This is a genomic window from Paraburkholderia xenovorans LB400 (genome assembly GCF_000013645.1).
In the GTDB taxonomy this organism is placed as follows: domain Bacteria; phylum Pseudomonadota; class Gammaproteobacteria; order Burkholderiales; family Burkholderiaceae; genus Paraburkholderia; species Paraburkholderia xenovorans.
On the sequence record NC_007951.1, the window covers coordinates 4,292,695 to 4,307,326 of the forward strand.

Here is a 14,632-nt window from a genome sequence, read left to right on the forward strand (position 1 = left end):
CGCTATTGTAACCGACGCCTCCGGATCGCCCTACGAACGCCTGGTCCGCGCGATCCTTGGCCCGACGCGCGCTGCGACCCGCCAGGAAAGGCCGCCATCATTCTCTAGTATGATCGGGGGATGGTTCGCAAATCACACTTCGATCCGCAGCGCGTGCGTGAGGAAATCGCCATCGCGGCTGCGCGCATGATCGCCGAAGACGGTCTGGATTACGCCACGGCGAAGCGCAAAGCGGCCCGGCAGGTTGTCGGCGAGAGCCGGGTTGCCGGCGAATGGCTGCCGGATAACGACCAGATCGAAGAAGAAATCCGGGAATATCAGTCGCTGTTTCAGGGCGACAGCCAGCCTGCGCTGTTACGCCGGCTGCGCTGTATCGCCGTCGACTGGATGGAGCGGCTCGCGCCGTTCAACCCCTATCTGACCGGCGCGGTGCTCGGCGGCACCGCCGGCGAACACTCGGACATTCACCTTCAGGTGTTCTGCGACAATCCGAAAGAAGTCGCAATCTACTTTCTGAACGCGAACATCCAGTACGACGTCTCGGAAACGCGGCATTTTGCCGGCCGCGGCTACGTCGAAACGCTCAGCTTCCTGTGGCGCCCCACTAACGAAGGGCGCGACGCGGAGCCGGTCGGCGTGCACGTCGCGCTCTACGAAACGGATGACCTGCGCGGCGCGGTACGCGCCGACACGCGCGGCCGCACGGCGCGCGCGAACCTGCAGGCCGTTCAGACGCTGCTCGATAGCAGCGGCGTCGCTCCCTCAACCAACTAGACTGACCAGGATGAATATGAGACGGATTCTGGCGGGTGCGCTTATCGCCATCGTCGCTGCGGGCGGCGGGGTGCTGGCGAACCACTGGCTGAACGGCGGCGCCGAAGTGGCGCATGCATCGCAACCGGCCTCGGCCGAAAGCGCGGTCGCCCAACTGTGGACCGAGCCGGTGACCACGGTGGACGGCAAGCCGCAGACGCTAAGTTTGCTTAAAGGACACCCAATCGTCGTCAACTTCTGGGCCTCGTGGTGCGGGCCCTGCGTGGAAGAAATGCCCGCGCTGTCGCAGCTTCAGCGCGATTACGCGAAAAAAGGCATCCAGTTCGTCGGACTTGGCGTCGATTCGGATAAAAACGTGCAGGCGTTCCTGCAAAAAGTGAAAGTAGCGTACCCGGTCTATGTGACCGGCTTCGGCGGCGCCGACCTCGCGCGTGCGTTCGGCAATACAGCGGGCGGCCTGCCCTTCACCGTGGTAATCGACGCAAAAGGCAACATTCGCTCGACAAAATTAGGACAAATCGACCCGCAAGCGCTGAAACAGACGCTCGACGCGCTTTAAATTTCACATTCTTTTGACACTCACTTACCTGCCGAACGCGGAAAAATGCGCGCAAATCGCGCGGATTTGAGAGAAGATGAGCGCCCACGGCGGCGGCAAAACGGTGCCGCAACCGATCCGTACGCGCGGGAAACTAGACAAGTTTCTCTAATCAGCGCTAAAGTGCGCCCAATTCCACGGAAAAAGAAGCGACCATGACGCGACTGCTGGTACTGCACGGACCCAACCTCAACCTTCTCGGCACCCGGGAACCCGAGGTCTACGGTCGCGTGACCTTGCCGCAGATCGATCAGGCGCTGGCGGACCGCGCAGCGGACGCAGGTGTCGAACTCGCGTCGTTCCAGAGCAATCATGAAGGCGCTCTGGTGGATCGCATCCAATCCGCGCGGACTGAAAACACCGATTTCATATTGATCAATCCCGCCGCGTACACGCACACCAGCGTGGCCATTCGGGACGCACTGGCGGGGGTCGGCATCCCGTTCGTCGAGATTCATCTGTCGAACGTGCATCGTCGCGAACCGTTCCGGCATCATTCGTATTTCTCCGACCAGGCGGAGGGCGTGATCTGCGGCCTCGGCTGGAAGGGCTATCTGTACGCGCTCGAATTCGCGCTCGACCGGCTCTGCGCCGGCTCGTCGCGCGGCTGATTCCAAACACGTCTAATTTGCGCCGGCCGCGCACGCGCCGGCACTTTACGCATTGAAAGGGGCTTCCTGATGGATCTACGTAAACTGAAAACTCTGATCGACCTCGTCTCGGAGTCCGGTATTTCCGAACTCGAAGTGACCGAGGGCGAAGGCAAGGTTCGCATCGTCAAGAATGCGCCGCCGGTTTACGTGCAACCGTCCGCCTCGTATGCACCGCAATACGCGCAGCCGCTGCCGGCCGCCGGCGGCGAAGCGCCGGCCGCTGCCGCAGCCGCACCGGCTACGCCGGCCGCCGCCGCGCCGCAAGGCCATGTGGTGACTTCGCCGATGGTCGGCACCTTCTACCGCGCGCCGTCGCCGGGCGCCGAGCCGTTCGTCCAGGTGGGCGACACGGTCAAGGAAGGCCAGACGATCTGCATCATCGAAGCCATGAAGCTGCTCAACGAAATCGAGTCGGACAAGTCCGGCGTGGTGAAGGAAATCCTCGTCGAAAACGGCCAGGCGGTCGAGTACGGCCAACCGCTGTTCGTGGTCGGCTGACGCGGCACGCCCAGCGCTCAGTTCTGCGCATGCCGCCCGCGCGCCCGCTATCCAGGGCGCGCGACCGATCCTCTGAGGCAGCCGGCGTTGTGATCAACCCGGCGCCCATTGATGAGTCGAAAACCCGCTATGTTTGAAAAAATCCTCATTGCCAATCGTGGCGAGATCGCGCTTCGTATCCAGCGCGCCTGCCGCGAGCTTGGCGTCAAGACCGTCGTCGTCTATTCGGAAGCCGACAAGGAAGCCAAATACGTGAAGCTCGCCGACGAGGCGGTCTGTATCGGCCCGGCGCCTTCGAACCTGAGCTACCTGAACATGCCCGCGCTGATCAGCGCGGCGGAAGTGACCGACGCCGAAGCGATCCACCCCGGCTACGGCTTCCTCTCGGAAAACGCCGACTTCGCCGAACGTGTCGAACAGTCCGGCTTCACCTTCATCGGCCCGCGCCCGGAAACCATCCGGATGATGGGCGACAAGGTCACGGCCAAGCAGACCATGATCAAGACCGGCGTGCCGTGCGTGCCGGGCTCGGAAGGCGCGTTGCCGGAAGATCCGAAAGAGATCGTGAAGATTGCCCGCCAGGTCGGCTATCCGGTCATCATCAAGGCCGCGGGCGGCGGCGGCGGCCGCGGCATGCGCGTGGTTCACACGGAAGCCGCGCTCGTCAACGCAGTCAACATGACGCGCGAAGAAGCCGGCCGCGCGTTCGGCAACCCGCAGGTCTACATGGAGAAATTCTTGGAGAACCCGCGGCACATCGAAATTCAGGTGCTGGCCGACTCGTTCAAGAACGCAGTCTGGCTGGGCGAGCGTGACTGCTCGATGCAGCGCCGTCACCAGAAAGTGATCGAAGAAGCGCCGGCGCCGGGTATCGCGCGCCGCCTGATCGACCGCATCGGCGATCGTTGCGCGGACGCCTGCAAGAAGATGGGCTATCTCGGCGCGGGCACGTTCGAGTTCCTGTATGAGAACGGCGAGTTCTACTTCATCGAGATGAACACGCGCGTGCAGGTCGAGCACCCGGTGACCGAACTGATCACGGGCGTCGACATCGTGCAGGAACAGATCCGCATCGCGGCCGGCGAAAAACTCGCCTTCCGTCAGCGCGATATCGTGTTCAAGGGTCACGCGATCGAATGCCGGATCAACGCGGAAGATCCGTTCAAGTTCATTCCGTCGCCGGGACGCCTGACGTCGTGGCATATGCCGGGCGGCCCCGGCATCCGCGTCGACTCGCATGCCTACAATGGCTACTTCGTGCCGCCGAACTACGATTCGATGATCGGCAAGCTGATCGCCTACGGCGCGACGCGCGAGCAGGCGATCAAGCGCATGCGCATCGCGCTGTCGGAAATGGTGGTGGAAGGCATTCAGACCAACATCCCGTTGCACCGCGAGCTGATGCTGGACGCGAAGTTCGTCGAAGGCGGCACCAGCATTCACTACCTCGAAAACCGGTTGGCCGCGAAGCAGCAGGCCGCGCCGGAAGAAGCGTAACTCATGAGCTACCGGGAACTGATCGCCGAACTGGCACGCGAGCACGCGGAGGAGTTCTCCGACGCGCTGCTCGAGTTGGGCGCGTTGTCCGTATCGGTCGAAGACGCGGACGCCGACACGCCCGACGAGCAGCCGTTGTTCGGCGAGCCCGGTCTCACGCCGGATCGCACGGCATGGCAGCGTTCGCGCGTGATCGCGCTGCTCGCGCCGGAGCACGAGCCGGCGGTATTGCTGACCGCCGCGGCCAATGAAATCGGCCTGGAAGCAGCGCCTTCGTTCACCGTGCGTGAAGTCGAAGAGCAGGACTGGGTGCGGCTCACGCAGTCGCAGTTCGATCCGATCAAGATCGGCGAGCGCATCTGGGTCGTGCCGTCGTGGCACGATGCGCCGGACCCGGAAGCACTCGTGCTGGAACTCGATCCGGGACTCGCTTTCGGCACCGGCAGCCATCCCACCACGCGGCTTTGCATGGAATGGCTGGAGCAATCGGTGCAGCCCGGGCAGTCCGTGCTCGATTACGGCTGCGGCTCCGGCATTCTCGCGATCCTCGCGAAGAAGTGCGGCGCCGATCCGGTGTACGGCATCGACATCGACCCGCAAGCGGTGGAGTCGGCGCGTCATAACAGCGAGCGCAATCGCGCGGAAGTCACGTACGGTTTGCCCGACGCATGTCCCACCGGCGAGTTCGATATCGTAGTCGCCAATATCCTGTCCAATCCGCTCAAGCTGATGGCGTCGATGCTCTCGTCGAAGGTCAAGCCGGGTGGCCGGATCGCGCTGTCGGGCATTCTGGCGCGGCAGGCGGACGAAGTCGCACAGGTCTACGCACGATGGATCGACATCAGCGTCTGGCGCGAACACGAAGGTTGGGTATGTCTGTCGGGAACGCGTCGCGAAAGCCATTAGAATAAGGCGTATTGTCCAACCAACGGCCTTTCGGCTCATCGGCTCAATATGCTCCTGGCAACGCGTTGCCCCTTCTGTGAAACCGTCTTCCGCCTGCAAACGGAACAGCTCGCGCTACGTCGCGGCCTCGTGCGCTGCGGGCATTGCCAGGAAGTGTTCGACGCGTCGAGCAGCCTGTTCGAGATTACTGAAGGCGGCGACTTCTCCACCGCCAAACCGGTCGCCGCTGCCGCGGCGATCGAAGCGCTCTCGGGCGTACGCCCGCAAGGCCCGGACTTCAGCGCCGGAGCCTGGGACCCGTGGGCGCCGTCACCCGACGCCGCCATCGACAACCGTCTGCGCCACAACGCCGGCAATGTGCCGCTCGCGCCGGTCTCCACCGGCGCTGGCATTGCGGTCACGCCGCGCCACGCTACGGAACCCGAATTGCCGGCCGGCGCATTCACCGCGCCCATTACGCCCGACCACGAACCGATACTCGCGGACGCGCCGCTCGACCCCTTCGCCTACCCCGTCGAGCCGCCCGTGGAAGAAGCGCCGCGCGTCTGGCACAAGACCGAGCGGGCTTCTGAATCGCCGCTGGAGGAGCCGGTTCTGGATCGATCGGCTACCTTGCACGGCATTCCCGACAATGAGCCGCGTTTCGGTGCCGCCGGCGTAGCTGCGGCCGGTGTAGGTGCGGCCGGCGTAAGCGCGGCGGCGGGTGCGGGCACGGCCGCCTTCGGTGCTGCCAACCCCGCCGCTGCCGCCGGCGCGGCGCCCGCCAGCAGCGCCCCGCTCGCCGCCAGCGGCGAGCCCTTCTCCGTCCAGCCGGTCAACGACGGCGCCGATCCCTTCCCGGTTGTGCGCGAAACGCGCCCGGCCGAACCGCGGCGCATGGGCTGGATCATCGTCGGCTCGGTGGTGGCGGGGCTGTTGATCATCGCGCTGCTTGCGCAACTCGCGTGGTGGCAGCGCGAAACGGTGATGGTGTATTTGCCGCGCTCGCAGACGCTCTACGCAAAGGCCTGCTCGGCGCTGGGCTGTCTCGTCACCCCGCCGCACGACATCGACGGCTTGCAGGTCGAACCTTCCGATCTGCGGCAGATCGACGGTCCGCACAAGCTCGAACTAAAGATGCCGCTGCGCAACCGCTTCAATATTGCGCTCGCCTATCCGGCCATCGAACTCACGCTGCTCGACGACCAGAACAATGTCGCGGTACGCCGCGTGCTGTGGCCGCAAGACTATGTTCCGCCCGGCACGCCGATCGCGGCCGGCCTGCCCGCGCACACGACCCAGACCATGATCGTGCATCTCGATACGGGCAATGCGGTCGCTTCCAATTTCCGCGTGCAGATTTTTTATCCGTAACGCATTCTTGCGCGCCCGGCACCGACCGGGCGCGTCCACCGTTATTACTGACGAATTTTCGGAGCACAACAACATGAGTCAAGTCACGCTGGGTGGCAACCCGATTGAAGTAGCCGGCACGTTCCCGTCCGTGGGCCAGGCCGCTCCCGCTTTCTCGCTGGTCGGCAAGGATCTGAAGCCGGTTTCGCTGGCCGATTTCGCCGGCAAGCGCAAAGTGCTGAACATCGTTCCGAGCCTCGACACACCGACCTGCGCCACGTCGACCCGCAAGTTCAACGAAGCCGCCGCCAAACTGACCAACACGGCCGTGATCGTCGTGTCGGGCGATCTGCCGTTCGCCGCATCACGCTTCTGCACGACCGAAGGCATCGAGAACGTCGTCACCGCATCCACCTTCCGCGGCCATGAATTCGCGCAAGCCTATGGCGTGGACGTGACGAGCGGCCCGCTGACCGGCCTGACGGCACGCGCCGTGGTGGTGATCGACGAGAACGACAAGGTCGTTCATGCCGAACTGGTCGGCGAAATCAAGAACGAGCCGAATTACGACGCCGCACTCGCCGCGTTGAAGTAACACCGTCGCGTACGGACTCCGGCGCCGCGCTCCATGCGCGGCGCTGTCACATGGTCGTACCCATTCCCTTTATCGTTTTTACAGGACGCTCGCCTTGGCTACGCTGATTTGCGGCTCGCTCGCCTACGACAACATCATGACCTTCGAAGGCCGCTTCCGGGAGCACATCCTGCCGGAGCAGGTCCACATCCTGAACGTGAGCTTTCTCGTGCCGACCATGCGCCGCGAGTTCGGCGGCTGCGCGGGCAACATCGCCTACTCGCTGCATCTGCTGGGGGGCGACGCGCGCATCATGGGCGCGCTCGGCTCGGTCGACGCGCAACTGTACATGGACCGGTTCAGGCAACTCGGTCTGTCGACGGAAAGCGTGCTGGTAGTGCCCGACGCCTATTCGGCCCAGGCGATGATCACCACGGATCTGGAAAACAATCAGATCACCGCGTTCCACCCGGGCGCGATGATGCAGTCGCATCTGAACCGCGCCGACCAGGCCAGGGGCATTACGCTCGGCATCGTCGCACCCGACGGCTACGACGGCATGATCCAGCATTCCGAGCACCTCGCGGCCGCGGGCGTGCCGTTCATCTTCGATCCGGGCCAGGGGTTGCCGCTCTTCGACGGTGCGTCGCTGCGGCGCATGATTGAACTCGCTACCTATGTGGCTGTCAATGATTACGAAGCCAAACTGGTGAGCAACAAAACGGGCTGGTCGATCGAAGAAATCGCCGGCAAGGTCGAAGCGCTGATCGTCACGCTCGGCGAACAAGGCGCGCAGATCCATCACGCGGGCGGGGTCGAAGACATTCCGGCGGTCAAGGCACAGCAAGTGCTCGATCCCACAGGCTGCGGCGACGCATTCCGCGGCGGCCTGCTGTACGGCATCGGGAACAAGCTCGGCTGGGCCACCACCGGCCGGCTCGCGAGCCTGATGGGCGCGCTGAAGATCGAACACCAGGGCCCGCAAAACTACGCGCCCAGCCGGGCCGAGATCAACGAGCGGTTCAAGCAGGCGTTCGGATACGACCTGCCGTAATACCGAGAGCTATTGGAGTTTAGGGAATGAGAACAACGAGTCGCCTGATAGTGGCCGCCTTGATCGCCGGTTCGCTGGCCATGTCGGGGTGTGCGTACAACAGCAGCTCTGCGGACGTGTACACGGCGTCGCAGGCACAGCGGGAAGAAACGGTCCGCATGGGCACGGTGGATAGCGTGCGCGCGGTGAAGATCAGTTCGAACAACGGCCAGCCGAGCGGTCTGGGCGCGATCGGCGGCGGCGCGCTCGGCGCGGTTGCCGGCAGCGCGATCGGCGGCGGGCGCGGCTCGATCGTCACGGGCATCATCGGCGGTCTGGCGGGTGCAGTGGCAGGCAATGCGGTTGAGAACGGCGTCGCGGTGCACGACGGTCTGGAGATCACCGTGCGGCTCGACAACGGCGACATGCGTGCCATCACCCAGAGCGCCACCGGCGAGATCTTCCGCGCCGGCGAGCGCGTGCGTCTGCTTTCCAGCGGAGGCGTCACGCGCGTCACGCACTAGGTTTCCCCTCTCGCGCGGCGAGGCTTTACGCCGCCGCGACGACCTCACACGCATGCCCTCCCCTGTGCATGCGTTTTTTTTCGCCTGCGGGTTTTGAAGCGTGTCTTAACGAAGGCGCCTGCGCCGAAGCAAAAAAAATCCCGTCGCCAGAAACCCGGCAACGGGACCCTGACCGAGTAGCGCTCGGTCATGCTGCTACTTAAGCGCTACTCGATCATCGACACAGAGTACGACGTGCCGAAGTACTTCTACCGCTGACGCGCCAGCTTACGGACGGCTGCCCGTCGGGAACGGCCATGCCGCTGCCGGGTTCAGCGCGGTCTTCACCGTCGCCGCCGGTGCGCTCGAGACAGAAGTCGCTGCGGGTGCAGGAGCCGCCTTCTTGGCGACAGCCTTCTTCGCAGGGGCAGCCTTCTTGGCAGGAGCAGCGGCCTTCTTCGCGGCAGCCTTCTTGGCAGGCGCAGCCTTTTTAGCGGCAGCCTTTTTCGCGGGCGCAGCCTTTTTAGCAGCAGCCTTTTTCGCAGGCGCAGCCTTCTTGGCAGCAGCCTTCTTAGCCGGTGCAGCCTTCTTCGCTGCAGCCTTCTTGGCCGGTGCTGCCTTCTTAGCTGCAACCTTCTTCACTGCGGCTTTCTTGGCCGGTGCTGCCTTCTTCGCCGCAACCTTCTTCACCGCGACTTTCTTGGCTGCAACCTTCTTGGCCGGAGCAGCTTTCTTCGCTGCAACCTTCTTCGCCGGTGCTGCCTTCTTCGCTGCAACCTTCTTCACTGCGACTTTCTTGGCAGCGACTTTCTTCGCCGGAGCAGCCTTCTTGGCCGGAGCAGCTTTCTTAGCTGCAACCTTCTTTGCTGCGGGTTTCTTTGCGGCGGCTTTTTTTGCAGTTGCCATCATTTTCTCCTTCAGGTTTTCAGATGAGAGTCAGTTCAAACTACACCCTTCGTCAAAACCCGCTTCCCGCGGACGCTTCTCAGGGCGCGCGCTACGAAGCGGGCTATTCATCGGCGTACGCAGGTGCTGCGCGCTTACGCTAATGAATGCGGTAAGGCGCGCCGTGCCACAAGGCACCGCGCGCCAGATCTGATCGGCGTTGAAGCTCAACGCCGGCAATTGCTTGATCGAGCCGCCGGCGATCGCGCCAGCGGCTTTTTCCGGGGGGAAGTTTGCCCATCCCACTGAAGGGTTCGCAAAGTGCCTGTCATAGTTGTGGGCCGCGAAGGCACGCGGCGCACCGGGCATGCTTTGCATCAGGCGATTCTGCTCCTAGCCAAAATTGCCGCGGCCCAAGCCAGCGGCATCCCCATCGATGAATGCATCTGCAGCACGAACCCGGATCACTCCCAGGTCAGCGCGCCGCCAGTCTGATATTCGATCACTCGCGTCTCGAAGAAGTTTCGTTCCTTCTTCAGGTCGATCATCTCGCTCATCCACGGGAACGGGTTTTCCTCGTTCGGGTACAGCGGATCGAGACCGATCTGCTGGCAACGGCGGTTGCAGATGAAGCGCAGATAGCTCTTGAACATCGACGCATTGAGGCCGAGCACCCCGCGCGGCATCGTGTCTTCTGCGTAACGATATTCGAGTTCGACCGCCTGCTGGAAGATCTCGCGGATTTCCGCGCGGAACTCAGCCGTCCAGAGTTGCGGGTTTTCGAGTTTGATCTGGTTGATCAGGTCGATGCCGAAGTTACAGTGCATCGACTCGTCGCGCAGGATGTACTGGTACTGTTCCGCCGCGCCCGTCATCTTGTTCTGGCGACCCAGCGCCAGGATCTGGGTAAAGCCGACGTAGAAGAACAGCCCTTCCATCACACAGGCGAACACGATCAGCGAGCGCAGGAGCGTCTGGTCTGCTTCGAGCGTGCCGGTCTTGAAGGCCGGATCGGTCAGCACGTGGATGTACGGAATCAGGAATTCGTCTTTCGCGCGGATCGAGGAGACCTCGTGATACGCGTTGAAGATTTCGCCTTCGTCGAGGCCCAGCGATTCGACGATGTACTGGTAGGCGTGCGTGTGGATCGCCTCTTCGAACGCCTGGCGCAGCAGGAACTGGCGGCATTCGGGCGCCGTGATGTGGCGGTAGGTGCCCAGCACGATATTGTTGGCGGCGAGGGAATCGGCCGTCACGAAGAAGCCCAGGTTGCGCTTGACGATGCGGCGCTCGTCTTCGGTCAGACCGTTCGGGTCTTTCCAGAGGGCGATGTCACGCGACATGTTCACTTCTTGCGGCATCCAGTGGTTGGCACAACCAGCCAGATACTTTTCCCACGCCCACTTGTATTTGAACGGCACCAACTGATTGACGTCGGTCTGGCCGTTGATGATGCGCTTGTCGGCGACGTTGACCCGCGCTTCCGAAACGGCAGCCGTTCCAGCCGCAGCGTGGGTCACATGAGCGACGGGAGCGACAGCAATGTCGTTCGCGAAGACGTCTTGAGCCGAGGGAGCATGAGGAGCGGAACGCGTTCCGACTTGCGAACCGACAGCCGGTCCCGCAGCGTTGCGCAACACATTCTGTTGCGTAGCGCTCGAGGGAGTTACGGCAGTGATCTCGTCATCCCAGTTGAGCATAAATGTCACCATCAATTTAGAACGGTTTGTACCATCTTTTCACGAGCGATAAAAGAGTTCGCTGATGAAAAATCCTGTTTTCGATTCGCGTTGCTACGTTCATACAACACTTTGTTCAACAGAATGTGTGCATCACCTCGTGTGAAGCGTGTTGAACATGTGTCGTCGAGGTGCTTCGCGAGCTCGAAGAGCAACGTGTCGAAGTATCGTTTCGCTGCTCTATCTATCTGTATTGCGGAGCGTGCTCGTAGCGTCTTGCGACTGCTTGCCGCTATCCGGCCGGCGTGTCGATCGACCATCGATCGAAGCGTGTAGTGCGCGCACTGTGTCGCGCGCTTCGTCTGGTGCTGCCGACTGCTGACTGCTGATTGACCGTCACGGTCATCGGGTCACGATGACCGCTTCGCTACTTCGGCGAACTGTGCTGCTTCGCTACCGGTGCGATGAGCGGCGCGCTTCGTACTTCACTCGCCGCGCCGCTCATCGACTCCACTTCCATTCACTTCTATCTGTCTTCTATCTGGTTCGCTGCTCGCTGCATGCGGGTCATTACCTACAACCCGTCAGCAAGCAGCGATCCCGCTGCCGGCTTCGTGCTTGCCTGCCTGTTACTGGCAAGCCTCGCACTCGTCGAAGCCCGGGTCGCCCGGACGCATCATGCACACCGGACCATCCGCTTCCGGCGCTGCTTCAACCGCGACTGCTGGCGCGGCCGCTGCAGCCTGAAAGCCACCCGCGGCACCACCAGCCGCGCCGTTGTTCGCACCGAACCCGCCGGCCGCGCCACCTGCGGCACCGCCCGAACCTTCGCCGCCACCCGAGCTCACCGCGTTCAGCGCGCCGTGCGCCACCGTCGATTTCTCGACGTGGGTCGCCGCCATCGTGCGGAGGTAGTAGGTCGTCTTCAGGCCACGCACCCAGGCGAGCTTGTAGATCTCGTCGAGCTTCTTACCCGACGCGCCGCCCATATAGATATTCAGCGACTGCGCCTGGTCGATCCACTTCTGACGACGCGAGGCCGCTTCGACCAGCCACTTCGGATCGACTTCGAACGCGGTGGCGTAGATCGCGCGCAGGTCGGCCGGGATGCGGTCGATGCGCGAGAGCGTGCCGTCGAAGTACTTCAGGTCGGCGACCATCACTTCGTCCCACAGGCCGCGTGCCTTCAGGTCGCGCACCAGGTAGTCGTTGACCACCGTGAATTCGCCCGACAGATTCGACTTCACGTACAGGTTCTGGAAGGTCGGTTCGATACAGGCCGACACGCCGATGATGTTCGAGATCGTCGCCGTCGGCGCGATCGCGACGCAGTTCGAATTGCGCATGCCGTACTGGGCGATGCGCGAACGCAGTTCGGTCCAGTCCATCGATTCGCTCGAATCGACTTCCACGTAACCGCCGCGCGCTTCGGCGAGCAGCTTCACCGAGTCTTGCGGGAGGATGCCGCGATCCCACAGCGAGCCGCGGTAGCTGGAGTAGCGGCCGCGCTCCTGCGCCAGTTCCGTCGACGCGTAGTAAGCGTAGTAGCAGACCGCTTCCATCGACGTGTCGGCGAACCTGACCGCCTCTTCCGACGCGTACGGCGTGCGCAGCAGATGCAGGCAGTCCTGGAAGCCCATGATGCCCATGCCGACCGGACGGTGCTTCAGGTTCGAGTTACGCGCCTTGGCGACCGCGTAGTAGTTGATGTCGATCACGTTGTCGAGCATGCGCATCGCCACGCTGACGGTGCGCTTCAACTTGTCGTGGTCGAGCACGAGCGTGCCGTCGGCCTGTTCCTTCAGGTGGGCGACGAGGTTCACGGAGCCCAGGTTGCAGACGGCGATTTCGGCGTCGCTGGTGTTCAGCGTGATTTCCGTGCACAGGTTCGACGAATGGACGACGCCGACGTGCTGTTGCGGCGAGCGCACATTGCACGGATCCTTGAACGTGATCCACGGGTGGCCGGTTTCGAACAGCATGCCCAGCATCTTGCGCCACAGTTGCGCCGCCGGGATCTTCTTGAACAGCTTGATCTCGCCGCGCGCAACCTTGTCTTCGTAAGCCGTGTAAGCCGTTTCGAACTCGGCGCCGAACTTGTCATGCAGGTCCGGGCAGGTGGACGGCGAGAACAGCGTCCAGTCGCCGCCTTCCATCACGCGCTTCATGAACAGGTCGGGAATCCAGTTCGCCGTGTTCATGTCGTGGGTACGGCGGCGGTCGTCGCCGGTGTTCTTGCGCAGTTCGAGGAATTCCTCGATGTCCAGGTGCCACGTTTCCAGGTACGCGCACACCGCGCCCTTGCGCTTGCCGCCCTGGTTCACGGCGACCGCCGTGTCGTTCACCACCTTCAGGAACGGCACCACGCCTTGCGACTTGCCGTTAGTGCCCTTGATGTGCGAACCGAGCGCACGCACGCGCGTCCAGTCGTTGCCCAGACCGCCGGCGAACTTCGACAGCAGCGCGTTTTCCTTCAGCGCTTCGTAGATGCCGTCGAGGTCGTCGTCGACCGTGGTCAGGTAGCACGACGACAGTTGCGAACGGCGGGTGCCCGAGTTGAACAAAGTGGGCGTGGACGACATGAAGTCGAAGGTCGACAGCACGTTGTAAAACTCGATCGCGCGCGCTTCGCGGTCGATCTCGTTCAGCGACAGACCCATTGCGACACGCATAAAGAATGCCTGCGGCATTTCGATGCGCACGCCGTCGTGATGCAGGAAGTAGCGGTCGTACAACGTTTGCAGGCCGAGGTAGCCGAATTGCAGGTCGCGGTTGTTGTCGAGCGCGGCGCCGAGGCGCTTCAGGTCGAACTGCAGCAGCTTGTCGTCGAGCAGTTCGGCTTGCACGCCGCGCTTGATGAACTGCGGGAAGTATTCGGCGTAGCGCTCGCCCATTTCCGTTTGCGTGACTTCCTCTTCGAGGATCTCGCGGCGGATGGTGTGCAGCAGGATGCGCGCGGTGACCTGGCTATAAGCCGGGTCCTTTTCGATCATCGTGCGGGCCGCCAGAATCGCCGAGTCGTAGACCTGGCTCATCGGCACGCCGTCGTACAGGTTCTTCACCGTTTCCGCGATGATCGGATCGGCGCTCACTGCATCGCCCAGATTCGAGCAGGCCAGTTCGATGATGCCGCGCAGCGCAGCCATGTCCAGCGGACGCGTGACGCCGTTGTCGGTCACGTTCAGACCCGGCGTGTTCGCCACGATCTGATCGTCATGACCGCGCGCCTGCGTGCGCTTCTCGCGATACAGCACGTATGCACGCGCGACGTTGTGCTCGCCGCCGCGCATCAGCGCGAGTTCGACCTGATCCTGAATGTCTTCGATATGGAACGTGCCGCCGTTCGGGCGGCTGCGCACGAGTGCGCGCACCACGTTCTGCGTGAGTTGCTCGACCAGTTCGCGCACGCGCGCCGACGCGGCGCCTTGACCACCGTTGACGGCCAGAAATGCCTTCGTCACGGCGATGGCGATTTTCGACGGTTCGAACGACACGACACTGCCATTACGACGGATCACCTTGTAGTCGGCGAAGGTCGCTTGCGGCGCGAGCGCTTGTGCGCCTTGTGCCTGGCCAAAGGCCTGGCCAGTCGGTGAGCCCTCATACCGGGTCGTCACGTTGTCGGTGGTTTGCATGTGCAAAGCTCCTGGTCCTGGAAATGTTGCGGGAAGATCCGCGGATTAAAACGAACGCTGCGCCG

At 62.9% G+C, this 14,632-nt stretch carries 14 protein-coding genes; 10 read left to right on the forward strand and 4 right to left on the reverse strand.

What is annotated here, in order from left to right; all coding sequences use genetic code 11:
• Positions 1–120: 120 nt before the first annotated feature.
• The 10 genes from BXE_RS19190 (at position 121) to BXE_RS19235 (ending at position 8,389) form a co-directional block, all read left to right on the forward strand.
• The gene (locus BXE_RS19190) at positions 121–774 is read left to right on the forward strand and encodes a hypothetical protein (RefSeq protein ID WP_007180355.1); all 654 of its coding nucleotides are present in this window, start codon (positions 121–123) and stop codon (positions 772–774) included.
• A 10-nt stretch (positions 775–784) separates the two neighbouring features.
• Positions 785–1,333, forward strand: coding sequence for a TlpA family protein disulfide reductase (locus BXE_RS19195; RefSeq protein WP_038457323.1), 549 nt, complete (start codon positions 785–787; stop codon positions 1,331–1,333).
• Between the two features lie 194 nt (positions 1,334–1,527).
• Positions 1,528–1,983 (forward strand): type II 3-dehydroquinate dehydratase, encoded by a 456-nt coding sequence (aroQ, locus tag BXE_RS19200; RefSeq protein WP_011489876.1) that lies wholly within the window; start codon positions 1,528–1,530, stop codon positions 1,981–1,983.
• Between the two features lie 69 nt (positions 1,984–2,052).
• Positions 2,053–2,523 (forward strand): acetyl-CoA carboxylase biotin carboxyl carrier protein, encoded by a 471-nt coding sequence (gene accB, locus BXE_RS19205; RefSeq protein ID WP_011489877.1) that lies wholly within the window; start codon positions 2,053–2,055, stop codon positions 2,521–2,523.
• Between the two features lie 129 nt (positions 2,524–2,652).
• Positions 2,653–4,020: an acetyl-CoA carboxylase biotin carboxylase subunit gene (gene accC, locus BXE_RS19210; RefSeq protein WP_007180351.1), complete on the forward strand. Its 1,368-nt coding sequence runs from the start codon at positions 2,653–2,655 to the stop codon at positions 4,018–4,020.
• A gap of 3 nt (positions 4,021–4,023) precedes the next feature.
• Complete coding sequence (gene prmA / locus BXE_RS19215) at positions 4,024–4,926, forward strand: 50S ribosomal protein L11 methyltransferase (RefSeq protein WP_011489878.1); 903 nt, start codon at positions 4,024–4,026, stop codon at positions 4,924–4,926.
• Positions 4,927–4,974: 48 nt separating this feature from the next.
• On the forward strand, positions 4,975–6,279 hold the full coding sequence (locus BXE_RS19220) for a zinc-ribbon and DUF3426 domain-containing protein (RefSeq protein ID WP_011489879.1): 1,305 nt from the start codon (positions 4,975–4,977) through the stop codon (positions 6,277–6,279).
• A 73-nt stretch (positions 6,280–6,352) separates the two neighbouring features.
• A complete protein-coding gene (gene tpx, locus BXE_RS19225) occupies positions 6,353–6,853 on the forward strand; it encodes a thiol peroxidase (RefSeq protein ID WP_011489880.1) in 501 nt (166 codons plus the stop codon).
• A 94-nt stretch (positions 6,854–6,947) separates the two neighbouring features.
• Entirely contained in the window at positions 6,948–7,886 is a 939-nt protein-coding gene (locus BXE_RS19230) for a carbohydrate kinase family protein (RefSeq protein WP_011489881.1), read from the forward strand.
• Between the two features lie 26 nt (positions 7,887–7,912).
• Positions 7,913–8,389: a glycine zipper 2TM domain-containing protein gene (locus BXE_RS19235; RefSeq protein ID WP_011489882.1), complete on the forward strand. Its 477-nt coding sequence runs from the start codon at positions 7,913–7,915 to the stop codon at positions 8,387–8,389.
• A gap of 267 nt (positions 8,390–8,656) precedes the next feature.
• Here the strand turns inward: BXE_RS19235 and BXE_RS19240 are convergent, their stop codons facing one another.
• From BXE_RS19240 to BXE_RS19255, 4 genes are all read right to left on the reverse strand, one after another.
• Positions 8,657–9,274 carry a histone H1-like DNA-binding protein gene (locus BXE_RS19240; protein ID WP_011489883.1) on the reverse strand — a complete coding sequence of 206 codons (618 nt, stop codon included), beginning with the start codon at positions 9,272–9,274 and terminating at the stop codon, positions 8,657–8,659.
• Positions 9,275–9,304: 30 nt separating this feature from the next.
• Positions 9,305–9,631, reverse strand: coding sequence for a hypothetical protein (locus BXE_RS19245; protein ID WP_038457319.1), 327 nt, complete (start codon positions 9,629–9,631; stop codon positions 9,305–9,307).
• Between the two features lie 86 nt (positions 9,632–9,717).
• Positions 9,718–10,953, reverse strand: coding sequence for a ribonucleotide-diphosphate reductase subunit beta (locus BXE_RS19250; RefSeq protein ID WP_011489885.1), 1,236 nt, complete (start codon positions 10,951–10,953; stop codon positions 9,718–9,720).
• A gap of 608 nt (positions 10,954–11,561) precedes the next feature.
• Positions 11,562–14,567, reverse strand: coding sequence for a ribonucleoside-diphosphate reductase subunit alpha (locus tag BXE_RS19255; RefSeq protein ID WP_011489887.1), 3,006 nt, complete (start codon positions 14,565–14,567; stop codon positions 11,562–11,564).
• Positions 14,568–14,632 lie beyond the last annotated feature (65 nt).